We start from the raw sequence: 24,588 nt of genomic DNA, 5'->3' as shown, positions 1-24,588 counted from the left end.
TCGACGCATGCTCAACATGGCCGAGGGCCTCGCCCGTATCGGCGCGCTCGCCGCCTCGCCGGTGACGTCCGCGCTCGGTGCCGCGTTCGCCGCGGCCGGGTTCGAACTGGCGCTCGTCGGCGGTCCCGTGCGCGACGCGCTGCTCGGCCGCGAGACCCACGACCTCGACTACACGACGAACGCACGGCCCGACGACATCCTCCGGATCGTCGCGCCCCTCGCGACCGCGACCTGGGACGTCGGGCGCGACTTCGGCACCATCGGGGCGAAGATCCGCGACCCCGAGACCGGGCGGGCCGAACAGGTCGAGATCACGACGTACCGCGCCGACAGCTACGACGGCGTGACCCGCAAGCCCACCGTCGAGTTCGGCGACACTCTCGAGCAGGACCTCGTGCGCCGGGACTTCACCGTCAACGCGATGGCGCTGCGGGTGCCGGGCCCGACGCTCGTCGACCCCACCAGCGGTGTCGAAGACCTCCTCGCGGGCGTGCTGCGCACTCCCACCGATCCGTCGGTGAGCTTCGGCGACGATCCGCTGCGGATGCTCCGCGCCGCCCGCTTCTCCTCGCAACTCGGCTTCACGGTGGCTTCCGAGACGGTGGATGCCATGGCGCGCCTCCGCGAGACGCTCCGCATCGTGAGCGCCGAGCGGGTGCAGGGGGAGCTCGTGAAGCTGCTCCAGACCGACGATCCCTTGCGCGGCATCCGGCTGCTGGTCGACACGGGCCTGGCGGGCGAGTTCCTGCCCGAGGTGCCGGCGCTGCAGCTGGAAGTCGACGAGCACCACCACCACAAGGACGTCTACGAGCACTCGCTCACCGTGCTGCGGCAGGCGATCGAATTGGAGCGGACCCGGCATCCCGAGGCCGGCCCCGACGTCACCCTGCGGCTCGCGGCCCTCTTGCACGACATCGGCAAGCCCGCGACGCGGCGTCTCGAACCCGGCGGCGGCGTCAGCTTCCACCATCACGACGTGAAGGGCGCGCGGCTGGCCAGGAAGCGCCTCAACGCGCTGCGCTTCGACGCCGCGACGATCACGTCGGTCACGCAGCTCATCGAGCAGCACCTGCGGTTCTTCGGCTACGCGGAAGGGGTGTGGACCGACTCGGCCGTGCGTCGCTACGTGCGCGACGCGGGTCCCGAGCTCGAACGCCTCCACATCCTCACGCGCGCCGACGTCACGACCCGCAACAAGCGCAAGGCGGCGACGCTGCGCGCCGCGTACGACGACATCGAGCGCCGCATCGCCGAACTGGCCGCGCAGGAGCAGCTCGACGCGATGCGCCCCGCCCTCGACGGCAACCGCATCCAGGAGGTGCTCGGCATCCGTCCAGGTCCGGAGGTGGGTCAGGCGTACCGGTTCCTCCTCGACCTGCGCCTCGACGAGGGGATCCTCGAGCCGGCGGATGCCGAGGAGCGCCTGCGCGCGTGGTGGGCCGCCCGGACGTCCGACCAGGGCTGACCGCGGAGGCGGAGGGCGACCTACACTGGGGGCACTCGTCCTCACCCGCCCTCGCACCCGGGGGACTCCTTCACTGCGGAAGGGAGCGCCGTGCCCTCGTCCTGGTCGTCGCGCCGCGAGGTCTCGCCCGAGAACTCGCGTCTGCTGATCGAGCGCGCGCACGAGGAGCTCGTGGGCGGCAACGCGGGTGACGCGCGGCTCGGCGACGTCCGGCCGCTCGTGCGCGAGTCGTGGCGTCGCTCCCTCGCCCTCCTGGTCGGGGCGGAAGGAGCACCGGCGCTCGACCTCAGCGAAGACGAGCTCGAGGCCTACCGCAGCGCCCACCCCCTCGCCGGGGCGATGGAGATGGTGCGCGCCCTCCTCGCGCCCGACGCCGACTCGGGAGTGATCGTCGCCGTCGGGGATGCCGCGGGGCGGCTGCTGTGGGTCGAAGGCGACCGCCACGTGCGCGCGCTCACCGGCGACATGGGCTTCGTCGCGGGGGCGGACTGGTCGGAGCGCTCCGTCGGCACGTCGGCTCCGGGCACCGCACTCGCCCTCGACCGCTCGGTGCAGATCCACGGCGCGGAGCACTTCAACCGACTCGTCCAGCCCTGGTCGTGCACGGCCGCGCCGTTGCACGACCCCGAGACCCGGCGTCTCGTGGGCGTGATCGACGTGACCGGTGGTGCTGACGCCGCGACCCCGCAGGCGCAGCTGCTCGTCGACGCGACGGCGCGCGCGATCGAAGGCGAGCTGCTCGTGGCGCGACTGCGCGCACGCGCTGCCGCTCCCGCCGCGCCGGCCCCCGTGCGCCGCGCACCGGTGCGGGCGCCCGAACGCAGCGTCCTGCGCGTGCTGGGACGCGACCGTGCGCTGCTGGAAGTGGCCGGCGACACCGGCGAATCGGTGACCGAGCTCTCGGCGCGCCACGCCGAGATCCTCCTCATGCTCGCCGTCCATCGGCAGGGGCTGTCGTCGGAGCGGCTGTCCGAACTCGTGTACGGCGAAGAGGCCGAGGGCACCCTCCGACCCGAGATGGTGCGGCTGCGCAAGGCGCTCGAACGCACGGCTCCCCACCTCGTGCCCACGTCGCGGCCCTACCGGCTGCCGGTCGACCTGGAGACCGACGCCCACCAGGTGGTCTCGCTGCTCGACCGCGGCGCCCACCGTGTCGCGCTCGCCGCCTACCGAGGCCGGGTGCTCCCCGAGTCGGTCGCGCCGGGCGTGGAGGAGTTCCGCGACTCGGTGCGGGGCGCGCTCCGCGAAGCGCTGCTGGCCGAGGCATCCGCCGATGTGCTGCTCGCCTACGCCGACACCGACGACGGGGCCGACGACGCGGAAGCGCTGCGGCTCGCGCTGAGCATGCTGCCGGCCCGGTCGCCCAAGCGCGCCGGGGTGGTCGCTCGGCTGGAGCGCCTCGACGCGTGACCGGCTGATCCGGAAACGGCGCGCCGCGGGTGGCAGGATGGCCGTGACGGAGGGAGCCGACATGACCGACGACCACGCGGCACTGCTCGCGCTCGCAGAGGCGCACGGCATCGCGACGGAGTACTGGTCGTTCTTCGGTGACCGCGTCTCCGTGCCCGACGACACCCTCCGCACGGTGCTGCGGGCGATGGGGGTCGATCCTGCCACGGATGCCGCGGTGTCCGCCGCCCTGACGGATGCCGACGAAGCGCCGTGGCGTCGCCTGCTCCCGCCCTCCCACGTCACCCGCCCCGGCGCGCGGGTGCTGCCCGTCCACGTCGCCGACGGCCACGACGTGACCGTCTCGGTCGCCCTCGAAGACGGATCGTGGCGCGAGCTGCAGATCCCCGAGCAGCGACCCGCCGCGCGACTCGTCGGCGGGGTGCTCGTGTGGCGCGTCGAGGTGCCCGTGCCTGCGGACCTTCCACTCGGGTGGCACACCCTGCACGCGGCCCAGCGCGCGTTCGGCCACGACGACGCCGACCGCACGGCATCCTGCCCCCTCGTCATCACGCCGGAGCGCCTGCCCGACCCGCCCGCGCGCCCGGGCCGGTCGCGCGGCTGGGGCCTCATGGCCCAGATCTACTCGGTGCGCTCGCGGGCCTCGTGGGGCATGGGCGACTTCGCCGACCTGGGCGACCTCGCCGCGATCGCCGGCGCACGCGGCGCCGACTTCCTGCTCGTGAATCCGCTGCACGCGGCGGAGGTCACGAGCCCCATCGAGCCCTCGCCGTATCTGCCCGCGACCCGCCGGTTCCTCGCGCCGCTCTACGTGCGGCCCGAGGATGTCCGCGAGGCCGCGTACCTGACGGCATCCGACCGCGCCGTCGTCGACGCCGCGCGCGCCGCCGTCGTCGCCGACGACACCGACGCCGAACGCATCGACCGCGACGCCGTGTGGGCGGCGAAGCGGCGCGCGCTCGAGGTGATCCACGCGGCACCGCGCTCCGCCGGCCGCGCCGCCGAGCTCGCCGCGTTCACCGAACGCGAGGGTCAGCCGCTCCAGGACTTCGCGCTGTGGTGCGCCCTCGAAGAGCACTACGAGGGCGAGGAGCGACCGGCCGAGGCCTGGGACATCCGCTCCCCCCTCGTCGCGCGGCTGCGCACGGAGCTGTCGGCGCGCGTCGACTTCCACGTGTGGCTGCAGTGGATCGCCGACGGTCAGGCACGTGACGCGCAGGCCGCCGCCCTGGCATCCGGCATGGCGATCGGCGTCATGCACGACCTCGCCGTCGGCGTGCACACGAAGGGCTCGGATGCCTGGTCGCTCCACGACATGTACGCGCCCGGCATCACGGTGGGCGCCCCGCCCGACATGTACAACCAGCAGGGTCAGAACTGGAACCAGCCGCCGTGGCTGCCGGCGGCCCTGGCCGAGGCGGGATACGCGCCGCTGCGCGACATGATCCGCACCCTGCTCCGCCACGCCGGCGCACTGCGGATCGACCACGTCATCGGGCTGTTCCGGCTGTGGTGGATTCCGGAGGGGTTCGGTGCGGGCGCCGGCACGTACGTCCGCTACGACCACGAGGCGATGATCGGCGTCCTCGCTCTCGAAGCCCACCGCGCCGGCGCGGTGCTCATCGGCGAAGACCTCGGAAACGTCGAACCGTGGGTGCGCGACTACCTCGCCGCCCGCGGCATCCTCGGCACGAGCGTGCTGTGGTTCGAGCGCGAGGGCGACGGCTTCCGCCCGCCCGAGCACTACCGGCGGGCCCTCCTCGCGACCGTCAACACCCACGACCTGCCCCCGACGGCGGGATACCTCGCCGACGAGCACGTCGCGCTGCGCGCGCGGCTGCACCTCCTCACCCGTCCCGTCGAGGACGAGCTCGCGGATGCCGAGAAGGAACGTTCCGCGATGCTGTCGCTCCTCCACGACCGCGGTCTCATCGACCAAGCGCCCAGCGAGCAGCAGGTGATCGAGGCGCTGAACCTGCTGATCACTGCATCGCCGTCGGTGCTGCTCGGGGTCGCCCTCGTCGACGCCGTCGGTGAGCGGCGCACGCAGAACCAGCCGGGCACCGACAAGGAGTACCCCAACTGGCAGGTGCCCCTCGCCGACTCCGCCGGTCGCGCGGTGCTCCTCGACGACCTCGCCGCGCACGCGCGGTTCGCGTCGCTGCTCGCGGCGGTCGACCGGGCGATCTAGCGGTCGCCGTCGGGCCGCTGTCACTCGGCGGTCGCGTAGCTAACTCCTTCGATTCGGTGCCGGTGTGGGCCGAAACCGCCGGATCCGGCCCTTCGGCGCCCGAAATGGAGGAGTTGGCCACACGGGACCGGGTGTCGCCGCCGTCCTCCTCTCCCGGACGTTGAGCGAGCCCGGACGTTGAGCGAGGCGCAGCCGAGACGAAACGCACCGCAACAGGATGCAACGTGGCGCGACCTAGCCTCGACGGCATCCGAACGCGGCACCGTTGCCGCGACTCATGTCGTCGAAGGAGACACCATGACCATCGTCGAAGAAGGCGTCTCGAGCGTCTACGCCGCCCCGGGCCAGCGGGGGTCGGTCGCCGAGTACCGCGCCCGCTACGGCCACTACATCGGCGGCGAGTTCGTCGAGCCGATCAAGGGCCAGTACTTCGAGAACATCACCCCCGTCACCGGCAAGCCGTTCACCGAGGTCGGCCGGGGCACCGTGGAGGACATCGACCGTGCCGTCGACGTCGCCTGGAAGGCGTTCGAATCGTGGAAGCGCACGACGCCCGCCGACCGCGCCGTGATCCTCAACAAGATCGCCGACCGTATCGAACAGAATCTCGAGCGGATCGCCGTGGCCGAGACGTGGGAGAACGGCAAGCCCGTCCGCGAGACGCTCGCCGCCGACATCCCGCTCGCCGTCGACCACTTCCGCTACTTCGCGGGGGTGCTGCGCGCGCAGGAGGGCTCGCTCAGCCAGATCGACGAAGACACCGTCGCCTACCACTTCCACGAGCCGCTGGGCGTCGTGGGACAGATCATCCCGTGGAACTTCCCCATCCTCATGGCCACGTGGAAGCTGGCGCCCGCGCTCGCCGCCGGTAACTGCGTCGTGCTGAAGCCGGCCGAGCAGACGCCGGCATCCATTCTTTTCCTGTTCGAGATCATCGGTGACCTGCTGCCCGCGGGCGTCGTGAACATCGTCAACGGCTTCGGCATCGAGGCCGGCGCGCCGCTCGCCCAGCACAAGCGCATCCGCAAGGTCGCGTTCACGGGTGAGACGACGACGGGCCGCCTCATCATGCAGTACGCGTCGCAGAACCTCATCCCGGTGACGCTGGAGCTCGGCGGCAAGAGCGCGAACGTCTTCTTCGAGGACGTCGCCCGCGAGAAGGATGCCTACTACGACAAGGCCCTGGAGGGTTTCACGTTCTTCGCCCTCAACCAGGGTGAGGTGTGCACCTGCCCGTCGCGCGCGCTCATCCAGCGTTCGATCTACGACGGCTTCCTCGCCGACGGGCTCGACCGGGTCTCGAAGATCGTGCAGGGCAACCCGCTCGATCCGGCCACGATGATCGGTGCGCAGGCGTCGAACGACCAGCTCGAGAAGATCCTCAGCTACATCGACATCGGGAAGCAGGGCGGCGCGAAGCTGCTCGCCGGTGGGGAGAGGGTCGACCTCGGAGGCGAGCTCAGCGGCGGGTACTACGTCGCGCCGACGGTGTTCGAGGGCACGAACGACATGCGGATCTTCCAGGAGGAGATCTTCGGTCCGGTCGTCTCGGTCACGAGCTTCGACGACTTCGACGACGCCCTCTCGATCGCGAACGACACGCTCTACGGCCTGGGCGCCGGGGTGTGGAGCCGCTCGGCCGACACGATGTACCGCGCCGGCCGCGGCATCGAAGCCGGTCGCGTGTGGACCAACACGTACCACCAGTACCCGGCCCACGCTGCGTTCGGCGGGTACAAGCAGTCGGGCATCGGCCGCGAGAACCACCTGAAGATGCTCGACCACTACCAGCAGACGAAGAACCTGCTCGTCTCGTACGCCGAGGGAGCGATGGGCTTCTTCTGAGCTCAGCTGCGTTTCGTCTCGTCTGCGTTTCGACTCGTCTGCGTTTCGTCTCGTCGCTGCGCTCCTCGCTCAACGACCGGGGGCGTCCCCCACTCCCGGTCGTTGAGCAGCGTCCCCCACCCGGTCGTTGAGCGAGCGCAGCGAGACGAAACGCGGACGCGAAACGCAGACACGGAACGCACACAAGACCCCGAGGGAGGATGCCATGACCGCCGACGATTCCTTCACCCGCGTCGAGGTGACGGATGCCGCGGCCGCGCTGCTGCGTGACCTCACCGCGCAGCACGGTCCGCTGATGTTCCACCAGTCCGGGGGGTGCTGTGACGGCAGCGCCCCCATGTGCTATCCCGTCGGGATGTTCCTCACCGGTCCGAGCGACGTGCACCTGGGCGGGCTCGACGTCGGGCTCGACGACCCGGTCGACGTCTTCATCTCGGAGTCGCAGTTCGAGTACTGGAAGTACACGCACCTGACGATCGACGTCGTGCCCGGCCGCGGGGCCGGATTCAGCGTGGAGGGTCCGACGGGCATGCGGTTCCTCATCCGCTCGCGCATGCTGACCGGTGCCGAGCTGGCGCACTTCGGGCTCGCCCCGGCGTAGGACGAGGAGGAGGATCCTCCGGCGCCGATCCCGTCTGTGCGGGCGACCGGGCAGCGTCAGCTCTCTTGATCGCGCAGTGCCGCGACGAGGGCGACCTTTCCGTCGAGCACCACTTGCAGCATCCGTTCGCCGGCGGCCTCGGTGTCGCCGCGGGTGATGGCCTCGAGCACGGCGACGTGGCGTGCCGCATCTTCTTCCAGCGAGAGGGTCGTCGCTTCCTGCTGAAGATCGAACGACAGCTTCATGAAGTCGGCCACGAGTGTTCCGAAGCGGGACAGGAAGGTGTTGTGCGAGGCGGCGTAGACCGCCAGATGGAACTCCACGTCGTGCTCGGCGTAGGCGGTGTGGTCGTGGGCTGCGCCGGCGAGGTCGAGCGCTGCCTGTTCGATGCGTCCCAAGTCGTGCATGGTGGCGCGGCCGGCGGCGAGGCGTGCCGCGCTCGGCTCGACGATCTGCCGGAGCTCGACGAGGTCGCGCATGAGCTCGGTGGCCATGCCTTCCACGTAGGTCCAGGTGAGAAGGTCGGAGTCGAAGCTGCTCCAGAGCTCGCGGGCCCGCACGCGGGTGCCTACCTTGGGACGGATGTCCACGAGCCCTTTCGCCGCGAGCACCTTCATCGCTTCGCGAACCGAGGTGCGGCTGACGCCGTACTCCTCGGTCAGCTCCGCCTCGCGCGGCAAGAGGTCGCCGGGGCGGTAGGTCCCCCCGACGATGGCGCGGCCCAGCGCCTCGATCACGTGACCCTGGCGCCCGCGCAGCGAGTATCCGGATCCCGCGTCGGCAGTCGTCCCGCTCACGTGCCTCCGAACGTTCGTCACGACGACAGCGCAGCGCTGTCGGACTGCGGGCTAGAGTACAGGCTTTCCCCGTCCACCGTGATGTCCACTCGGCGCAGGTACCGGCTCAGAGCGAGGACGTCCACATTCATTCCCAGACCCGGGGAATCCGGCACGTGGATGAGCCCGTCGGCGTCAGGCGCGATGTGTGTGGTCGTCAGATCGATGGCGAGCTGTTTGGGTTCGGCTGGGTACTCGCAGACAACGTGCTCCGGCATGCCCGCGAAGGCCTGGAGGGATGCCGAGAGGGCGAGGTGCGAGGTGAAGGTGTGGTTGACGAAGGTGACGCCGGCTCGTTGCGCGACCTCCGCGATACGTGCCGACGGTCCGATGCCCCCTACCCGGCCCGTGTCGATCTGCACGAACCCGATGGCCGCATGCCGGATGAGGTTGCGCGCCATCGCCTCCTCGTGCGCCCCTTCGCCACCGGCCAGCCTGACGGCGCCGGAGCGCGCCGCGAGAGCGGCGTAGGCGTCGAATTCGGCTGCGGCGAAGGGTTCTTCCAACCAGAGCGCACGGACGTCGTTCAATGCACCCATGCGAGCGGCGGCGGCATCCACGTCGGCCTCCCAGACCTGGCCGGCGTCGATCATGAGCTGTCGGTCGGCACCGATGGCTTCTCGTGCCGCGTGCAGTTGGTCGGCGTCTGCCTCGACCGAGCCCGCGCCGAAGGGGCCCCAGCCGAACTTCACCGCTCGGAACCCGCGTGCGACTGCCTCGCGCCCTCTGGTGATCGTCTCGTCAGGGGTGTCGCCGAACAGTACGGATGCGTAAGGGAGCTTGGGGTGGGCGCGCGTGGCTCCGAGGAGCCGCCATACCGGTTCCTCACGCACCCGTCCGAGCAGGTCCCACAGGGCGATCTCGATTCCCGAGAAGGTGTGCGCCGCCTGCAGCAGGTCCATGCTGTTGCGCGCGACCAGGCGCGCGATCCGGTGGATGTCGTCGGGCCCGTCGATGCGCTCACCCAGCACGGAGTCGGCGACGGGGCGACACACCCCATGCGATCTCGGCGCGACGAAGGCGGCGATCGATGTCAACGGTGACGACTCGCACTCCCCCCACCCCTCGTGCTCACCGGCCCTCACGCGGACGAGCAGAGCATCCTGGCTGCCGTCGGCCTCGAGGGTCACCTCGGGCATACTCGCGTAGAAGAAGTCGACGCTATCGATCCGCACGGCATTCCTTTCTCAGATCGTATGAAAGCGATCTCCATCGCACAATCTCGGCATTGGCTGACGCGTGCAGACCAACTTTCATCATACTAATACCTCCACTGCGTGACGGATGAGGAGCGGGGCCCCTGCGGGCAGGTCGACCCAGGTCCGCGCGCCGGCCGCGGCGATCGGGTTGTCCGCCAGCGAGGTGGCGAGGGGGAAATCGAACGCGGATGCCACGGGCTCCACACCCAGCCCGCGATACCGCCCCCGCCACGGCGGTGCAGCAAGCCCTCGGTCCGACAGCCACAGCAGCACCGACGGAAAGACGACATGGTCCCATTCCACGACGACGACCGTGCCGTCGTCGTGCCGGATCCGCAACGGTGAGCGAGCGCCCACGAGCTGCACGATCTCCTCGGTCGGGTGGGGAGGGGGCAGCCGGGTGAGATCGGCCCGGCCCCCGCGGGCGGGAACGGCATCGAGCGCGGTGAACATCGCGTCGGGAAGCGGCCGCGCATCAGGATGGAGGCTCCCCGGCCACACCCGCCCCCACGCGAACGCGACGTCGATCGACGCCTCGCCGTCGTCGGGAAGAGCGAGGATCGGATGCAGACCCATCGAGGTGCGGTGATCCCTCCGCGACACGACCTCGAGCTCGAACTCGAGCCGCGCGCGGCCCGGCACGCCGCGCACCCGCCGCCGAAGGCGCTCCACGTCTCCCGTGGGCAAGGTCAGCTCTGCGTCGACAGTGGCGTCGTCGGCCGACCGCAGGCGCCAACGCGCATCGGCGGGGTGCCCGTGGGGAGGCTGGGGGATGCGCTGTCCCACGTGAGCTGCGCGACTCGCGTGACGCCACGCCGCCGGGGCATCCGAGGGGACCGGAGCGGATCCGAAGGGCAGGCAGACGAAGTCCCCGCCGAGCACGCGAAGGTGGCCGGGCGACGCCATCACGTCCTCGTCGTCCGGTGCCCACGGCGCCTGCGCGAAGGGTCGCGCGTGCCGAGGGATGCCGTGGAAGACGACGTCGGTGAGCATCGCCGCCGTCGCGGCGACGGAGGCGCGGCCACGATCCCATACGAGCTCGAGCGATTCGCTCATCGCACCCCCTCACATTCGCCCTTGCGCTAAAGGTATTATCTAAAGCACAATTGCGCTACATTCATCTGTGATGATTCTGGGGCTGGCAAACAATGACGGCTCTTAGGTAAGATCAAAGCGACTCGAACGCAAGGATGCCCGATGACTTCTGCTTCACGCACGGTGCTGGTCACCGGTGCCGCCGGCGGCATCGGCGCGGCCACCGCTCGCAGGCTCGCCTCCCTCGGCCATCGACTCTTCCTGCTGGATCGCGATGCGTCGCGGCTGTCTGCGTTGGCCGAGGCCCTCCCCGTCGCGACCGCGCTCGCCCATGACCTCGGCGACGCGACGATCGCGGACGCCGTGCGCGACGCGATCGGTTCCCAGAGCGACGCGCTGGACGCCGTCGTCCACGCTGCCGGCGTGGCTCCCGTCCTCGACGACGCGAGAGACGCTGTGGGCGATCTGGACCGCATGCTGCAGATCAACCTCGCCGCGGCCGTGCGCCTCACGGTCGCGCTCGTCCCCCTCCTGCGCCGTTCCGGGTCCGGACGCGTCGTCCATGTGGGGTCGGTGCAGGCCGACCGGTCGGCCGCGCGATCGGTCGCCTACGCGGCGAGCAAGGGCGGGCTCCACGCCGCGACCCGCGCTCTGGCCGTGGACCTGGCCGCTGACGGCATCCTGGTCAACGCCGTGGCACCCGGATTCGTCGACACCCCGATGGCGCTGCTGCCCGATGGTCGCAAGGAGTACGACACCGAATGGTTCCGCACCGTCTTCGTCGACCACGCCGGCATCCCCCTGCGCCGCCCGGGAACGCCGGACGAGGTGGCGGCCGTGATCGCGCTGCTGCTCGCCCCGGAGAACACCTACATGACCGGCGCGGTGATCGCCGTGGACGGCGGACTCGGGGCCGCGCTGTGAAGTGCCGTGCCGAAAAATTTGATCGATCAACCGCATCTCACTCCTGCACCACCAGTACCTCGAAAGGAAACGACATGAAGCTCAGCAGAGTCGGCGCTATCGTCGCGACGGGCGCCCTCGCACTCGGCCTCGCCGCGTGCTCGACGAGCAGTGACGACAGCGCGTCCACGACGCTGACCGTATGGGACCCGGGCCTGCTCACCAAGAAGACCGATGACGGCGCCGTCGCCGACAACTCCTTCCTGAACATCGCCGTCGATCAGTTCGAGAAGGACAACCCGGGGGTCACCGTCGACCTCGTCACTCTCTCCGGCGACATTTCGAAGGATGCCGCGCAGTTCCAGGCCGCCTCGATCGCGGGCAACGGGCCCGACGTGCGCATCGGCTACACGGGAGGCAACACGGTGGACTACGCCGACTTCCTGGAAGACCTCGACGGTGTCTTCTCCGATGAGACGATGAGCGACCTCTCCGGATGGAACACCGTGCGCGCCGGGTACGCCGAAGACGGCGCACTGCTCGGCCTCCCTTACGGCGGCGGCTCCTACTTCTACGTCTTCTACAACAAGGAGCTCGCCGAACAGGCCGGGATCGACCTGTCGACGCCGCCCGCCACATGGGAAGACCTCGTCGCACTCGGTCAGCAGGCGAAGGGCAAGATCGGGGATGCCGTGCCGTTCTGGACCCCCAACCAGGAAGGCTATGTCGGCGCGTGGGTCATGGCCGCGCTCGTCGGCGGCCAACTGGGTCCCACCGCGTTCACCGACATGTACAGCGGGAAGATCCCGCTGACCGACCCCGCGATGGTCGCCGCTTACGATGCGTACGCCCAGCCGTACGAGCTCGGGCTCACCAACCCGGACGCGGGCTCCATCGGCAACTCCGAGCAGCTCACCGGATTCGTGCAGGGCAAGGGCCTGTTCATGGTCTCGGGCGCATGGGAGAACGGTGCCCTCGAAGAGGCCATGGGCGAGAACGCCGGCGTCTTCCCGATCCCGACCCTCGCCGGTTCCGCCTATCCGACCGCTCTCGCGGGGGGTCCGAACGTATCGGTGTCGATCACCAACTACTCGGAGAACAAGGACCTCGCCAAGAAGTTCCTGCAGTACCTCGCCGAGCCGGCCACCATCGATCAGTACGTCGAGCTGTTCCAGACGGAGCCGTCCAACAGCGCCTCCGCCGACACCTCCGTGATCACCAACTACTACTTGAAGTCCGAAGCCGAGTTCGTCTCCAGCACCGATGCTGTCGTGTACCCGTTCGACAACGTGATGCCGCAGTCGGTCATCGACCTGTTCTACCGCCTCAACGCCACCGTCTACACGGGGCAGACGACGCCTGAAGACGCCGTGTCACAGCTCCAGGACGCCTACGAGGCCGAGTTGGCGGGCTGATGACCGTATCGACCGGGGTGTCCGCGCGCATCGCATCTCGCGCGGACACCCCTCCCCCTCGCCGAGGCATGAGCCGATGGCGCCGGCGCGAGCGGGCGGTCGCGCTCGCCGCGGTCGCCCCCGCCCTCGTACTCGCACTCGGGTTCATGGTCTACCCGGTGGCCTACGCGATCTTCATCTCGTTCCACAAGACCAACGGCCTCCGGTTCGAGTTCGTCGGGCTCGGCAACTACGTCAAGCTGCTCACCGACCCGCTTCTCTACAAGGTCTTCGGCACCAACCTGCTGTTCCTGGTCTCCGTGCCGATCGTGATCTTCGTCGCCCTCGTCTGCTCGGTGCTCCTCTACGAGCGCATCCGAGGGTGGAAGTTCTACCGGGTGCTGTTCTTCGTACCCAACGTGCTGTCGACCGCGGTCATCGGACTCATGTTCAAGACCCTGTTCGCCTACAGCGGCCCGGTCAACGCTCTGATCGTCGCGTTCGGCGGTGAGCCGGTCGACTTCTTCGCCGGCGCGGGCTCCGCGATCTTCGTGATCGTTCTCGCGCTGGTGTGGTCGGGCTTCGGCTACCAATCGCTCATCCTGCTGTCCGGTCTCAGCTCGATCAACCCCGAGGTGTTCGAGGCGGCCGTGCTGGACGGTGCGGGATGGTGGCGTCGTCTGTGGTCGATCACGCTGCCGAACATCCGCCGCGTCGTCGTGCTCGTGTCGATCCTGAACGTGCTGTACACCTTCACCTCGCTGTTCGGGTTCATCTTCGTGATGACCGCGGGCGGGCCGGGCTACGACACCACGACGCTGGACTACCTCATCTACACCCTGGCCTTCTCGTCGTCGCGCCTGGGCGAGGGCTCGGCGCTCGCCGTCATGGTGTTCCTGTTCATCGGCGGGCTCACGCTGCTGCAGCTCCGCTTCTTCCGATCGGCGGACGAATGACAACCAATCACGTCGGCGTGCCCCGGCGCGCGCGCCTCCCCATCGGCATCGGTCTGATCGTCATCGCGATCACGATCGCCTATCCGGTGCTCTACCTCGCGACCGCTGCGTTCCGCACGAAGGCCGACTACCTCGCGAACCCGTTCGGGCTCCCCTCGGAGTGGACGTTCCAGAACTTCATCGTCCTCTGGAACAACTACGACCTGGGCAACGCGCTGCGCAACAGCGTGGTGGTCGTCGTGATCGGGCTGGTGCTGCAGCTGGGTGTGGCGATGCTGGCCGGCTATGCGCTCGCTCGACTCGACGTGCCCGGCGCACGGGCCATCAACGCGACGTTCGTCTCGGTGATGCTCATCCCGAGTCAGGTGCTCATCATCCCGATCTACCTGCTGCTGTCGCGGATCGGATTGGTCGGTTCCCTCGAAGGCCTCATCCTCGTGTACGTCGCGACGGGACTTCCCTTCGCGGTGTTCTTCATGACGGCCGCCTTCGGCGGTGTCGATCAGAACGTGCTCGAGGCCGCCCGTGTCGACGGGGCGGGGTTCTGGCGGACGCTGCTCAGTGTGGCCTCGCCGATGGCAGCCCCGGGAATCGCGACGCTCGCCGTCCTGCAGTTCCTAGGGATGTGGAACGAGCTCCTCTTCGCCTACATCCTCCTGCCCGACAACGATCTCCGCCTGCTCACGCCCGCGCTCGCTCAGATCGGGGGCCGCTTCACGAGCGACCAGCCCCTCGTGTCGGCCGGTCTCATCGTCACCGCCCTGTTCCCGATGCTCCTGCTCGCCTTCGCCTCGCGCTATGTGATGAGCGGTCTCGCGGCGAGCTTCGGTCGATGACCATGAACACGCTCGAAGTCGACGGCATCCCGCTGGCGCGCGTGATCGACCAGCCCCGCGCCGACCCCGGGGTGCGCGACGTGCGGGCGTGGCTGTCGCGCGGAGCCGGATGGGAGGCGACTCTGCACCGCACGGGCGAGGGTGCGCAAGCAGTGCGCATCCGCCGACTCGACGCCCTCGAACTCCAGCTCGAGGCGCACGATTGGAAGGCGCGCTCGTTCTCGTCGGCGTGGGGAAGCGAGTTCGAGCCGGTCGTCCACGATCGGATCGAGGGTCTGCGCATCGGTGTGCGCACCGGCAGGTCGTCGCACGGTGCCCACCCGCTGCTGGTGCTGGAGAGCTCGGCCGGCGTCGTGCTCGTCAGCGTCGCGTGGAGCGGCAACTGGCGCATCGAGATCGACGAGGCGCGTGTTGTACGCGCCGGGATCTCGCCCGATGACTTCTTCCTCGATCTCGCACCCGGTGAGACTGCTGCAGCGCCCGGCGTGTTCGTGGTCAGCGCTCGAACCCTGGCCGAGGCGGGCGCACGGCTGGCGGCCGCTGCGGGTACCGTGATCCCGCGGACGACGTGGAGCGACGCGATGCCCACGGAGTGGAATCACTGGTGGCCCTTCGAGGATCGCGACATCGATGCGGCGACCTTCCTCGCCGAGACGGCGCGTGCCGTCGACGTCGGCATCGAGGTCTGCACGCTGGACGCGGGCTGGTTTGGGCGGGCCGACGATGCGGCGGACTGGCAGACCGAGCGGGGCGATTGGGAGACGGAGAACACGGCCCGATTCCCCGAGGGTGTCGACGGCCTCGCCGCCGCCGTGCGCCGAGCGGGCGCAGAGTTCGGCATCTGGATCGAGGCAGAGGCGCTGGGCGCCGACGCACGGGCGCGACGTGATCGTCCCGACATCGTCGCGACGCGATCTCAGCCCGACGGCGCGCCACGGATCACCGTCTCACTCGATGCGAACGATCCGAGCTTCCTCGGCTACGTATGCCTGGGCAGCCCTGCCGGCCGCCGCTTCGCCGCCGAGGCGATGGATGCCGTGGTGGCCCGCACGGGGGCACGCTGGCTAAAACTCGACTTCAATGTCGACCCTGGCAGCGGGTGCGATCGAGAGGACCATGGGCACGGCGCGGGCGACGGGCTCTACCGTCACTACGAGGGGCTGTACGCCGTGCTCGACGACTTCCGACGACGGCATCCCGACGTCGTCCTCGAGTCGTGCTCCTCGGGCGGGCTGCGTCTGGACATCGGCCTCGCTCGTCACGTGCACTGTCACTTCCTGTCGGATCCGGACTGGACCGAGCATCACCTGCAGGTGCTCTGGGGTGCATCGCTGATGCTGCCTCCGGCCGCGCTCCTTCATTGGGCGTGGTCGCAGTGGCGGGGTGATCACCCGGCGCAGCGACGTGATCTGCAGACGATCGAGACCGCCTCCTTCGACCGATCCGTCCGCGCCGCGATGCTCCATCGCACGGGGTTCTCGCTCGGACTGACCGCGTTGCCGGAGGTGCTGCTCGACCGTGTGCGAGATCATGTCGATGCGTTCCGCACCCACGTCGCGCCCCTGCTGCCAGACGGCGTGCTCCTGCCCTTGACCGACCAGCCGCGTCGAGGAGGTGACGGATGCCGGGTGCCCGCGTTCCAGCTCGACTCTCGCCGAGGTCACCTGCTGGGTGTGTTCGCTCTCGACGGCCTCGAGGAGGAGGCTCTGCTGCGATTCCAGGGCCTCGACCCGGATCGCGTGTACGACGTCCTTCCGTTGGCCGACGACGAGCCCTCTTTCGCCGCTACCGGGTCGTCGCTTCGCGGGGGCGTGCACAGGCGCGGTGCGTCGTGGTTGTGGCTCGCTGTCGGCCGGGAAGCCCCGGGCGACGTCGTCGAGGGGGTGGCACGGTGAGGCGTGCCCTGGTGACGGGCGGCTGCAGCGGGCTGGGCGCGGCGGCGACCCAGCGGCTGCGCGCAGAAGGCGTCGAGGTCGTCACGCTCGATCTCGATCGATCCGCCGACATCGTGGTCGACGTGGCGGACGAGGCCGCCCTCAGAGCGGCCGCTCGAGCGGTGGGGTACGTCGATGTGCTGGTGAACTCAGCCGGGATCGTCGGACCGAATGCGCCACTGCTGGAGACGACGGCGGCCGAGTGGGAGAGGGTTTTGCGCGTCAACGTGCTCGGCATCGTGTCCACCCTGCGGGTCTTCGTTCCCGCCATGGTGGACAGGGGGTGGGGACGGGTGGTCAATCTCGCCAGCATGGCGGGCAAGGACGGAAACCCCGGGCTGTCGGCCTACTCGGCCAGTAAGGCCGCGGTCATCGCGCTCACCAAGTCCGCCGGGAAGGAACTCGCCAAGACCGGCGTGCTCGTCAATGCGATCGCACCGGCCGTCATCGCGACCCCTATGAACGCCGAAACGGCTCCCGACGTCCTCGCCCACATCACCGGACTCATCCCGATGGGGCGGGTCGGCCGCGCGGAAGAGGTCGCGGAGCTCATCGCGTGGCTCGCCTCCGAGCGGGTCTCCTTCTCGACCGGCGCCGTGTACGACATCTCCGGCGGCCGCGCGGTGTACTGACGAGCTGCCGGCATCCCCCGACTCCACATCCCTCGCGACATCCTGTGAAGAGGCATCCATGAAACTCCTCCGACTCGGCGCGCCCGGCCACGAGCGACCCGTGGTCCGACTCGACGACTCCCATCACCTTGATCTCAGCGGGGTCGCGGACGACATCGACGCGGATTTCCTGGCGGGCGGTGGAGTCTCGCGCGCGCAGAAGCTGCTCGACGAGTTCGATCCCGCACGTGTTCGGACGACCGATCCGAATGAGCGGATCGGTGCGCCGATCGCGCGCCCGCACCAGATCATCTGCGTCGGACTGAACTACTCGGATCACGCACGCGAGACCGGGCAGGAGGTGCCCGCCGAGCCGATTCTGTTCACCAAGTCGCCGAACACTCTCGTCGGCCCCGACGACGACGTCCGGATGCCGCGCGGTGCCACCAAGCTCGACTGGGAAGTCGAGCTTGGCATCGTGATCGCCCGCCGGGTGCATGAGCTCGACTCCGACGCCGAGGCGGCCGCGGCGATCGCGGGCTACGTGATCGTCAACGACGTCAGCGAGCGCGCGTTCCAACTGGAGCGCGGAGGACAGTGGCTGAAGGGGAAGTCTGCGCCCACTTTCAATCCCACCGGGCCTTGGCTCGTGACACCCGACGAGATCGCCGACATCCTCGCTCTCGGCATGCGCCTCGACGTCAACGGCATCCGCCGCCAGGACGGCACGACGGGAACAATGATCTTCGATCCGGTGACGATCGTCCGGTACGTTAGCCAGTTCCTCGCGCTCGAGCCCGGCGACCTGATCAACACCGGCACGCCACCGGGGGTCGGCATGGGGATGGTCCCGCCGCTCTATCTTGCGCCCGGTGACGTCATGGAGGTCTCCATCGACGGGCTCGGCGCGCAGCGTCAGCGCGTCGTCAGCGCACGATCCCGCTGAGGAACGCGCCCAGCACGCCCGACTGCATGAGCAGCCACATCCCGACGAAGATCGCCACGACGACGATCGCGCCCCACGGCACCCCGCGCTTCAGGCGGCGGCCCTGCGGCGCCACTCCCGGCGGCGGACGGAGGAGCGCCGTCGGCGCGGCGAACGGCAGCGGGGTGGCTCCCGACGGCGAAGCGATGTCGGGCGAGGCGATGTTCAGGGGCGCCCCGGTCGGAGCGGGAAGCCCGGCGGGCCCGGGTGCGGTGCCGCCGGCGAGCCGGTCGTCGCGCCATCGTTCCCACTGGGCGAACTTGTCGAGGAACGCTCCCACCACCGAGAACAGCCAGCCCCACGTCGCCGGGTCGAGCGTGACGAACTGCCGCTTCGCGTACAGGAACATCCAGTCGTCGACGATCTCGACGTCGAGCGCGGCGGCGTTGTCGACGAAGCGCGCCATGATGTCCGGCGTGAACAGGTACAGCGCGTCGGCCTCGTACCCCTGGGGGCAGTAGAGGGCGAAGTGCTTGTCGAAATCGCCCTCCAGGCTCAGCCGCTGGTCGCGGTCGAAGGATGCCGGCAGATTCGACCCGAACAGGGCGTTGTTGCTCGTGGCATCCAGGACGATATGCGGCAACGGTGTCGAGAGCTTCACCGCGACGTACCCCCAGTGATGGGTCGTGCGGTTCTTCCCCGAGCCGGTCGTGTACTCGTAGTTGCCGAACTCGACGAAGCGGGGCCGGGCGCCGCGCACGACGTCGGTCGACTTCCGCGCGCTCCCGTGGCCGAAGATCATGCCGGGCAGGGGCGGGTGCGCCGACACCGGATGCCACGTCATCCCGTTCGCCTGGGCGAATCGGTCGAGGCGGTACCAGCGTGCGGCGCCGCCGCCGTTGACCGCGCGCCAGATGCCGATCCCGACGACCGTCAGCACGATCACGAGGAACACCACCGGCACCACGGCGAACAGCCCTGCACCGCCGCCCGATCCGACGGCGGAGGCCATCGTGAAGAACGCGCTCAGAATGCCGATGAACACGCTGCCGAAGAGGAACACGAACACGACCGCGACGACGACGCCGATGACGATCCCGGCGGCGCCCATGCCGGCGGGCGCGCGTCCGGTGCGGCGCAGCTCCTGCGTGTACGCGCGCGCGGTGGCCCTGTCGACGGGCTCCACCAGGGGGCGGGCGTCGAACGGCACGGGGGCGCTCATCGGTTGACCTCGTCGGCCTCGAAGGTGAGGTCGGCGTCGGCGGGGATCTCCCACGCTTCCAGCCGCGGATCGGCGACGAGGGCGGCGATCAGCTCGCGCCCGCCGCCGACGATCGTGGAGTCGTAGTCGACCTCGGTGACCGAGACCCAGGTGCGGTCGGCGGGCCACACGATGCTCGGCGTCTGCGCGGAGGGCGGGAAGCCGTGCGCCTCGGCGACGCGATCGCGCCACGGCACGGAGAGCACCCAGTCCGGGTCGCCGAGTTCCGACACGCCCCCGCGGAACAGCACGTGTCCCCGGCCGGGGAGTTCGAGGCGCGGACCCTCCGAGATCTCTCGGGAGAGGATGCCGTCCTGCCACGTCGCCGTGCGGAACACGTTGTTGAAGGGGTCGGGCATCGAGCGGCCCAGCATCGCGTTGTGGTGGTCGAGCTCGGGGCTCGCGTCCCCGATCTGGAAGAAGGTGCGCGACGGCGAGGTGCCGAGGTGCCCCACCAGTCCCCCGACGCCCTCCCAGAGCGCGATGTACCCGTCGTCGGGCGTCGTGGTGTGGGCGGCGAGGATGCCCGCGAGCGTGGAGAGCACGTCGGCCGGCATCCCGCCCTCTTCCGGGTCGTGATAGCGCCAGCCCTCGGCATCCCGCGGGTCGTTCTCCCGATCCGCCCAACGGTCGATGCCGACCAGGCTCCCCCACTGGGCGAGCGGGTGCATCGTCTTGCCGAGGGCGGCGGCCACGGTGGCCCAGTCGACGCGCTCGTCGATGACGTCGAGGTCGGGGTGGGCGCGCTGGAAGGCGTCCCATGCGCGGTGGTCGGAGTACGGCTGCGGCGGCCACTCGGCACCCACCGGGCGGTCGCGCGTCGCGGGGTGGAACACGCGGGCGTACGCCGCGAAGCCGCGGGGCACGACGCCGTGCATGCCGCGTCCCCAGTCCTCGCTGTCGTCGAGCCGGTCCCGCAGCCAGTCGCCCGCCGTCACGTCTGCCGTCCACTCCATGCGGCCACGCTACCGGCGACCCGGACGATTGGGCCGCTGACCGGGCTTCGGCTAGACTGTTGAGGTTGTCCGGCTGCACCCCTGTGTGCGGAAGTCCGCGACACGTGCATCAACCCTCCTGATGCCGGGAACCGCCCGGCATCCGTTCTAGTCCGAAGGAGGTGGGTTAGTGACGCACACGCACCAGTACGAACTCATGGTCATCCTTGACCCCGAGGTCGACGAGCGCCAGGTCGCTCCCAAGCTCGACGGGTTCCTGAAGGTCATCACCGCAGATGGTGGCTCGATCGACAACGTCGACGTGTGGGGCAAGCGCCGTCTCGCGTACGAGATCCAGAAGAAGAACGAGGGCATCTACGCCGTCGTCAACTTCACCGCCACCAGCGCCGCCACGCAGGAGCTCGACCGTCAGCTGAAGCTGAACGAGCAGATCATGCGTACCAAGGTCCTCCGTGCCGAGGAGGCGATCGCTCAGGTCGCCGCCGAGAAGGAGCGCGCCGAGGCCAAGGCCGCCCGTAAGGCAGCGAAGGCGTAACGACGATGGCCGGCGAAACCGTCATCACCGTCGTGGGCAACCTCACGGCAGACCCCGAGCTGCGCTACACGCAGAACGGGCTGCCCGTCGCGAACTTCACGATCGCGTCGACTCCGCGCAACTTCGACCGTCAGGCCAACGAGTGGAAGGACGGCGAAGCGCTGTTCCTCCGCGCGTCGGTGTGGCGCGAGTTCGCCGAGCACGTGGCAGGTTCGCTCACCAAGGGCATGCGGGTCATCGCGACCGGCCGTCTGAAGCAGCGCTCCTACCAGGACCGCGAGGGCAACAACCGCACGGCGATCGAGCTGGAGGTCGACGAGATCGGCCCCTCGCTCCGCTACGCGACCGCCCAGGTCACCCGCGCCGCCTCCGGTGGCGGCGGTGGTGGCCAGTCGCGTCCCCAGGTCCAGCAGGAAGAGCCGTGGGCGACCCCCGGCTCGGCTGCTCCGGATGCCTGGAGCGCTCCCGGCGCCGGCTACGGCGACGACACCCCGTTTTGAGTCGGCTCGGGTCACTGTCGCGACGCGACATTGACGCGAGATCGACTCAAGGTTGAGCGAGGCCCGCAGGGCCGAGTCGAAACCCAAGATTCCCGGATGCGCGGGTCACCGGCATCCACTCTTCGTACAAAGGAAAAACAATGGCTGGAAAGGCTACCGGCGATCGCCGCAAGCCGCGGAAGGGCGCGAAGAACGCCGCTCCCGCGAAGGCGATCCGCGTCGGCGTCATCGACTACAAGGACGTCGCGACGCTTCGTAAGTTCATCTCGGAGCGCGGCAAGATCCGCGCCCGTCGTATCACCGGTGTTTCGGTGCAGGAGCAGCGTCTGATCGCCAAGGCGATCAAGAACGCGCGCGAAATGGCGCTCCTGCCTTACGCCGGCGCTGGCCGCTGAGGGGTACCGACATGGCAAAGCTGATTCTCACGAACGAGGTCGCCGGGCTCGGAAGCGCCGGTGACGTCATCGAGGTCAAGAACGGGTACGCCCGTAACTACCTCATCCCCCAGGGCTTCGCGGTGGCCTGGACCCGCGGTGGCGAGAAGCAGGTGGCGTCGATTCGCGCCGCCCGCGAGTCCCGCGCGATCCACGACCACGAAGAGGCCGTGGCGCTCAAGGACGCCCTCGAGGGCACCAAGGTCAAGCTGGCCGTCAAGGCCGGCGCCGAGGGCCGCCTGTTCGGTTCGGTGAAGACCGCCGACGTGGCCGACGCCGTCAAGGCGGCCGGTCTGGGCGACCTCGACAAGCGCAAGATCCACATCACCGCGCCCATCAAGGCGGTCGGTGAGCACGAGGCGACGGTCCGTCTGCGCGACGACCTCACCGCCGTGATCACCCTCCAGGTGGTCGCCGCGAAGTAATTCGCTGCACGACAGAAGGGCCGCGGGGCACATGCTCCCGCGGCCCTTCCGTTTTGCCCGCGTACCCCGGTTCCCGGACGGCCGAGACCACGTGAACGGTCGCCACGGGACCGAATCCGCAGCAGTTCGCGCAATCTCGACGGGGGTTCGTCAGGCGCGGGTCAGACGCATCACCCCGCCTGCGAGCATGAGGAACCCTCCGAAGAGGACGAGTGGGAGGACGGAACCGCCACCGGTCTCGGCGAGGGCTCGGACGGCCGTGGACTCGCCGGCGACCGCCCCCACGACGTCGTCACCGGTCATGGAGCCGTCGCTTCCCGGGTCGGTCGTTCCCGGGTCGGTCGTTCCCGGGTCTGTGGGATCGGTGGGATCCGTCGGGTCGGTGGGAACCGTCGGATCGGTGGGATCCGTCGGGTCGGTCGGCGTCGTCGGTGCCTCGGTCGTGGTCGTGCTGTCGCCGATCACGGAGACGGCGTTGCCGCCGAGGCCGATCGGGATGCCGATAGGCGCGATCACCTGCGTCCCCGAGCCGATCCCGTCGCTGCCGCCGGTGGTGCCGTCGGTTCCGGTTGTTCCACCGCCGTCCCCGGCCGATCCGGACCCACCGGTGGTGGTGGACTCGCTGTCGCCGATCACCGAGACGGCGTTGCCGCCGACGTCGACGGGGATGCCGACGGGCGCGATCACCTGGGTGCCGCCGAGGATGCCGTCGCTACCGTCGGTCGTGCCGCCGACTCCCCCGGTCGTGTCACCGGTCCCATCCGTCGAGCCGTCCCCGGTCGATCCAGACCCGCGGGTGGTGGACCCGCTGTCGCCGATCACGGAGATGGCGTTCCCGCCGACCGTCACCGGCACGGAGACCGGCACGATCGCCTGCGTTCCCGATGCGGTGCCGTCTTCACCGGAGGTGGATGCCTCGGTGGTCGACGGTTCCGACGGGGAGCTGTCGGCGGGTTCGGTGGCCGCGGCATCCGTGTCGGACGAACTGTCGCCCACGACCGAGACGGCTGTGTCTTCCACCGTGACGGGCACGCCCACCGAGATGAGCGCCTGCGTTCCCGAGGCGGTGCCGTCCGACCCGCTCGTGGATGCCGAGCTCTCCTCCGCAGGAGCAGTGGGGGTGGCATCCTCGTCCGAGGTGGACGACGAGTCGCCCAGGATCGAGATGCTGTTGCCCTCGACGGTGACGGGGACCGCCACGTCGATGAGGGCCTGAGTGCCGGAAAGGAGGCCGTCCTCTCCGTCTGTCTCAGCCGCCATGGCGACCGAGGTGCCGACGAGCGTGAGCCCGCCCGCCAGCAGCGTGCCCCAGAGGGCGCGCGTGATGAACTTGCGCATGATGTCTCTCCTTGAGTGAGCTGAGTGGTCGGCGCACGGGCGTGCGTCGATGGTGTGCCGCCGAACCGCGAGAGCGGAGGCGGTGCACCTGACTCAGTCGGGAGAGACAGCTGGTCGTACGGGCGGTCCGGGCGGCGCGTCGCGGTCGTCGTGGCCGACGGTGCGCGACCAGGCAGAGCGCGCGTGCGTCGGTGGCGACGGCGGGACGGATCCGGCCGCAGCGGAGGCTCCGGCGGAGCCCGAGGACAGGGAAGAAGTGACAGGGGCCGCAGACAGCGGCGTGAGCGCACCCGGGCCACCGGCATCGGCGCCCCTCCCGGTGGCCGAGGGGAGGTGGGCGGCGGCCGACGCGCGCGAAGACGCGTCGGCCGCACGCCACAGCGCCGACACCGAGGAACGATCCGAGACCGTGGACACGCTCGTGGCGAGGGGAGCCTCGGGCGTGGTCGCGGAACTGCCGGCGGCACCCGCCGTGGGGGCGGCGGGGTCAGTGGGATCCGTCGGTATTTCAGGGGAGGCCGCCTCGGACGGCGGAAGCTTCACAATGGTGTCGATGACGGCATCCACGGTCTGATCGACGGCATCCACCGTCTGATCGACGACACCCACGGCATCCGTCACGGTTTCGCGCACCGCGTGGGTCACCTTCGTGACGGACGCCTTCACGACCGTCTCGGCGGTGTTCTTCACGCCGGTCGCGGCCTTCTTCGTCGTCTTCTCGGCGGTGTGGGTGACGGCTTCGACGGCCGTGTCGACCGGCTCCTCCACCGCGTCGGGAAGGATGTCGGTCACCGAATCGACCGATCGGACCACGCCGCTGAGCAGCCCCTCGGATTCGTCATCGGACGCGTGTGATGCGGGTGCACCCCAACCGAACGCGGCGGACAGCGCGAACCAGCCGACGGCCACGCCGACGGCGCACAGGACGAGCCTGACCCAGGGGGTCTGCTCTGTCGTTCGCACCGCGTCCACGTTCACCTCCGTCGCATGGGACGTAC

At 69.7% G+C, this 24,588-nt stretch carries 23 protein-coding genes; 16 read left to right on the top strand and 7 right to left on the bottom strand.

Features of this window, described 5'->3' with window-relative positions:
• Positions 1–7 precede the first annotated feature (7 nt).
• The 5 genes from ACSQ18_RS15450 to ACSQ18_RS15430 all read left to right on the top strand — a co-directional run bounded on the left by ACSQ18_RS15450 (position 8) and on the right by ACSQ18_RS15430 (position 7,512).
• Positions 8–1,465 carry a CCA tRNA nucleotidyltransferase gene (locus ACSQ18_RS15450; RefSeq protein ID WP_436038361.1) on the top strand — a complete coding sequence of 486 codons (1,458 nt, stop codon included), beginning with the start codon at positions 8–10 and terminating at the stop codon, positions 1,463–1,465.
• Positions 1,466–1,555: 90 nt separating this feature from the next.
• Positions 1,556–2,875 (top strand): GAF domain-containing protein, encoded by a 1,320-nt coding sequence (locus tag ACSQ18_RS15445; RefSeq protein ID WP_436038360.1) that lies wholly within the window; start codon positions 1,556–1,558, stop codon positions 2,873–2,875.
• A 61-nt stretch (positions 2,876–2,936) separates the two neighbouring features.
• Positions 2,937–5,066 carry a 4-alpha-glucanotransferase gene (malQ, locus tag ACSQ18_RS15440; protein WP_436038359.1) on the top strand — a complete coding sequence of 710 codons (2,130 nt, stop codon included), beginning with the start codon at positions 2,937–2,939 and terminating at the stop codon, positions 5,064–5,066.
• A gap of 297 nt (positions 5,067–5,363) precedes the next feature.
• Positions 5,364–6,911 (top strand): acetaldehyde dehydrogenase ExaC, encoded by a 1,548-nt coding sequence (gene exaC / locus ACSQ18_RS15435; RefSeq protein ID WP_436038358.1) that lies wholly within the window; start codon positions 5,364–5,366, stop codon positions 6,909–6,911.
• Positions 6,912–7,116: 205 nt separating this feature from the next.
• Entirely contained in the window at positions 7,117–7,512 is a 396-nt protein-coding gene (locus ACSQ18_RS15430; protein ID WP_436038357.1) for a DUF779 domain-containing protein, read from the top strand.
• Between the two features lie 56 nt (positions 7,513–7,568).
• Here the strand turns inward: ACSQ18_RS15430 and ACSQ18_RS15425 are convergent, their stop codons facing one another.
• The 3 genes from ACSQ18_RS15425 to ACSQ18_RS15415 all read right to left on the bottom strand — a co-directional run bounded on the left by ACSQ18_RS15425 (position 7,569) and on the right by ACSQ18_RS15415 (position 10,603).
• On the bottom strand, positions 7,569–8,309 hold the full coding sequence (locus ACSQ18_RS15425) for a FadR/GntR family transcriptional regulator (RefSeq protein ID WP_144806710.1): 741 nt from the start codon (positions 8,307–8,309) through the stop codon (positions 7,569–7,571).
• A 17-nt stretch (positions 8,310–8,326) separates the two neighbouring features.
• Entirely contained in the window at positions 8,327–9,523 is a 1,197-nt protein-coding gene (locus ACSQ18_RS15420; protein ID WP_436038356.1) for a mandelate racemase/muconate lactonizing enzyme family protein, read from the bottom strand.
• A gap of 81 nt (positions 9,524–9,604) precedes the next feature.
• Positions 9,605–10,603: a hypothetical protein gene (locus ACSQ18_RS15415; protein WP_436038355.1), complete on the bottom strand. Its 999-nt coding sequence runs from the start codon at positions 10,601–10,603 to the stop codon at positions 9,605–9,607.
• A 141-nt stretch (positions 10,604–10,744) separates the two neighbouring features.
• Here ACSQ18_RS15415 and ACSQ18_RS15410 point away from each other — a divergent pair, with 141 nt between their 5' ends.
• The 7 genes from ACSQ18_RS15410 to ACSQ18_RS15380 all read left to right on the top strand — a co-directional run bounded on the left by ACSQ18_RS15410 (position 10,745) and on the right by ACSQ18_RS15380 (position 18,162).
• The gene (locus ACSQ18_RS15410) at positions 10,745–11,506 is read left to right on the top strand and encodes an SDR family NAD(P)-dependent oxidoreductase (protein WP_436038354.1); all 762 of its coding nucleotides are present in this window, start codon (positions 10,745–10,747) and stop codon (positions 11,504–11,506) included.
• Between the two features lie 74 nt (positions 11,507–11,580).
• A complete protein-coding gene (locus ACSQ18_RS15405; RefSeq protein ID WP_436038353.1) occupies positions 11,581–12,900 on the top strand; it encodes an ABC transporter substrate-binding protein in 1,320 nt (439 codons plus the stop codon).
• 68 nt (positions 12,901–12,968) lie between these two features.
• Positions 12,969–13,835, top strand: coding sequence for a carbohydrate ABC transporter permease (locus tag ACSQ18_RS15400; RefSeq protein WP_160142572.1), 867 nt, complete (start codon positions 12,969–12,971; stop codon positions 13,833–13,835).
• The gene (locus ACSQ18_RS15395; RefSeq protein WP_436038352.1) at positions 13,832–14,671 is read left to right on the top strand and encodes a carbohydrate ABC transporter permease; all 840 of its coding nucleotides are present in this window, start codon (positions 13,832–13,834) and stop codon (positions 14,669–14,671) included. Before ACSQ18_RS15400 ends, ACSQ18_RS15395 begins: the two co-directional genes overlap by 4 nt.
• Positions 14,668–16,566 carry an alpha-galactosidase gene (locus tag ACSQ18_RS15390; protein WP_436038351.1) on the top strand — a complete coding sequence of 633 codons (1,899 nt, stop codon included), beginning with the start codon at positions 14,668–14,670 and terminating at the stop codon, positions 16,564–16,566. The genes ACSQ18_RS15395 and ACSQ18_RS15390 overlap by 4 nt, the downstream gene beginning before the upstream one ends.
• A complete protein-coding gene (locus ACSQ18_RS15385; RefSeq protein WP_436038350.1) occupies positions 16,563–17,237 on the top strand; it encodes an SDR family NAD(P)-dependent oxidoreductase in 675 nt (224 codons plus the stop codon). The genes ACSQ18_RS15390 and ACSQ18_RS15385 overlap by 4 nt, the downstream gene beginning before the upstream one ends.
• A gap of 58 nt (positions 17,238–17,295) precedes the next feature.
• The gene (locus ACSQ18_RS15380; RefSeq protein ID WP_436038349.1) at positions 17,296–18,162 is read left to right on the top strand and encodes a fumarylacetoacetate hydrolase family protein; all 867 of its coding nucleotides are present in this window, start codon (positions 17,296–17,298) and stop codon (positions 18,160–18,162) included.
• Here ACSQ18_RS15380 and ACSQ18_RS15375 read toward each other — a convergent pair.
• Both ACSQ18_RS15375 and ACSQ18_RS15370 read right to left on the bottom strand, forming a co-directional pair.
• Complete coding sequence (locus ACSQ18_RS15375) at positions 18,143–19,363, bottom strand: hypothetical protein (RefSeq protein ID WP_436038348.1); 1,221 nt, start codon at positions 19,361–19,363, stop codon at positions 18,143–18,145. The genes ACSQ18_RS15380 and ACSQ18_RS15375 overlap by 20 nt on opposite strands.
• Positions 19,360–20,358, bottom strand: a complete 999-nt coding sequence (locus ACSQ18_RS15370; RefSeq protein ID WP_436038347.1) for a hypothetical protein — start codon at positions 20,356–20,358, stop codon at positions 19,360–19,362. Before ACSQ18_RS15370 ends, ACSQ18_RS15375 begins: the two co-directional genes overlap by 4 nt.
• Positions 20,359–20,554: 196 nt before the next feature.
• Here ACSQ18_RS15370 and rpsF point away from each other — a divergent pair, with 196 nt between their 5' ends.
• The 4 genes from rpsF (at position 20,555) to rplI (ending at position 22,252) form a co-directional block, all read left to right on the top strand.
• A complete protein-coding gene (gene rpsF / locus ACSQ18_RS15365) occupies positions 20,555–20,893 on the top strand; it encodes a 30S ribosomal protein S6 (protein ID WP_284528807.1) in 339 nt (112 codons plus the stop codon).
• A gap of 5 nt (positions 20,894–20,898) precedes the next feature.
• Positions 20,899–21,393: a single-stranded DNA-binding protein gene (locus ACSQ18_RS15360; protein ID WP_144806697.1), complete on the top strand. Its 495-nt coding sequence runs from the start codon at positions 20,899–20,901 to the stop codon at positions 21,391–21,393.
• A 140-nt stretch (positions 21,394–21,533) separates the two neighbouring features.
• Positions 21,534–21,788 (top strand): 30S ribosomal protein S18, encoded by a 255-nt coding sequence (gene rpsR / locus ACSQ18_RS15355; RefSeq protein WP_005054609.1) that lies wholly within the window; start codon positions 21,534–21,536, stop codon positions 21,786–21,788.
• A gap of 11 nt (positions 21,789–21,799) precedes the next feature.
• Positions 21,800–22,252, top strand: coding sequence for a 50S ribosomal protein L9 (gene rplI / locus ACSQ18_RS15350; RefSeq protein WP_436038346.1), 453 nt, complete (start codon positions 21,800–21,802; stop codon positions 22,250–22,252).
• A gap of 150 nt (positions 22,253–22,402) precedes the next feature.
• On the opposite strand, the gene ACSQ18_RS15345 is transcribed toward rplI, so the two are convergent.
• Positions 22,403–23,590 (bottom strand): chaplin family protein, encoded by a 1,188-nt coding sequence (locus ACSQ18_RS15345; RefSeq protein ID WP_436038345.1) that lies wholly within the window; start codon positions 23,588–23,590, stop codon positions 22,403–22,405.
• Between the two features lie 93 nt (positions 23,591–23,683).
• Positions 23,684–24,562: a hypothetical protein gene (locus tag ACSQ18_RS15340; RefSeq protein WP_436038344.1), complete on the bottom strand. Its 879-nt coding sequence runs from the start codon at positions 24,560–24,562 to the stop codon at positions 23,684–23,686.
• Positions 24,563–24,588 lie beyond the last annotated feature (26 nt).

This window comes from Microbacterium sp. LjRoot45 (assembly GCF_964253325.1).
Classification (GTDB): Bacteria; Actinomycetota; Actinomycetes; order Actinomycetales; family Microbacteriaceae; genus Microbacterium.
This window is presented reverse-complemented; position numbering and strand designations above follow the sequence as displayed.

What these genes read in the sequence shown, in the direction of transcription:
- malQ (WP_436038359.1), top strand. Translation starts at nt 2,937, where the DNA reads ATGACCGACGACCACGCGGCACTGCTCGCGCTCGCAGAGGCGCACGGC.
- ACSQ18_RS15380 (WP_436038349.1), top strand. Translation starts at nt 17,296, where the DNA reads ATGAAACTCCTCCGACTCGGCGCGCCCGGCCACGAGCGACCCGTGGTC.
- ACSQ18_RS15390 (WP_436038351.1), top strand. Translation starts at nt 14,668, where the DNA reads ATGACCATGAACACGCTCGAAGTCGACGGCATCCCGCTGGCGCGCGTG.
- ACSQ18_RS15405 (WP_436038353.1), top strand. Translation starts at nt 11,581, where the DNA reads ATGAAGCTCAGCAGAGTCGGCGCTATCGTCGCGACGGGCGCCCTCGCA.
- rpsR (WP_005054609.1), top strand. Translation starts at nt 21,534, where the DNA reads ATGGCTGGAAAGGCTACCGGCGATCGCCGCAAGCCGCGGAAGGGCGCG.
- ACSQ18_RS15415 (WP_436038355.1), bottom strand. Translation starts at nt 10,603, where the DNA reads ATGAGCGAATCGCTCGAGCTCGTATGGGATCGTGGCCGCGCCTCCGTC.
- ACSQ18_RS15395 (WP_436038352.1), top strand. Translation starts at nt 13,832, where the DNA reads ATGACAACCAATCACGTCGGCGTGCCCCGGCGCGCGCGCCTCCCCATC.
- ACSQ18_RS15430 (WP_436038357.1), top strand. Translation starts at nt 7,117, where the DNA reads ATGACCGCCGACGATTCCTTCACCCGCGTCGAGGTGACGGATGCCGCG.
- ACSQ18_RS15450 (WP_436038361.1), top strand. Translation starts at nt 8, where the DNA reads ATGCTCAACATGGCCGAGGGCCTCGCCCGTATCGGCGCGCTCGCCGCC.
- rpsF (WP_284528807.1), top strand. Translation starts at nt 20,555, where the DNA reads ATGGTCATCCTTGACCCCGAGGTCGACGAGCGCCAGGTCGCTCCCAAG.
- exaC (WP_436038358.1), top strand. Translation starts at nt 5,364, where the DNA reads ATGACCATCGTCGAAGAAGGCGTCTCGAGCGTCTACGCCGCCCCGGGC.
- ACSQ18_RS15345 (WP_436038345.1), bottom strand. Translation starts at nt 23,590, where the DNA reads ATGCGCAAGTTCATCACGCGCGCCCTCTGGGGCACGCTGCTGGCGGGC.
- ACSQ18_RS15410 (WP_436038354.1), top strand. Translation starts at nt 10,745, where the DNA reads ATGACTTCTGCTTCACGCACGGTGCTGGTCACCGGTGCCGCCGGCGGC.
- rplI (WP_436038346.1), top strand. Translation starts at nt 21,800, where the DNA reads ATGGCAAAGCTGATTCTCACGAACGAGGTCGCCGGGCTCGGAAGCGCC.
- ACSQ18_RS15400 (WP_160142572.1), top strand. Translation starts at nt 12,969, where the DNA reads ATGAGCCGATGGCGCCGGCGCGAGCGGGCGGTCGCGCTCGCCGCGGTC.
- ACSQ18_RS15370 (WP_436038347.1), bottom strand. Translation starts at nt 20,358, where the DNA reads ATGGAGTGGACGGCAGACGTGACGGCGGGCGACTGGCTGCGGGACCGG.
- ACSQ18_RS15375 (WP_436038348.1), bottom strand. Translation starts at nt 19,363, where the DNA reads ATGAGCGCCCCCGTGCCGTTCGACGCCCGCCCCCTGGTGGAGCCCGTC.
- ACSQ18_RS15360 (WP_144806697.1), top strand. Translation starts at nt 20,899, where the DNA reads ATGGCCGGCGAAACCGTCATCACCGTCGTGGGCAACCTCACGGCAGAC.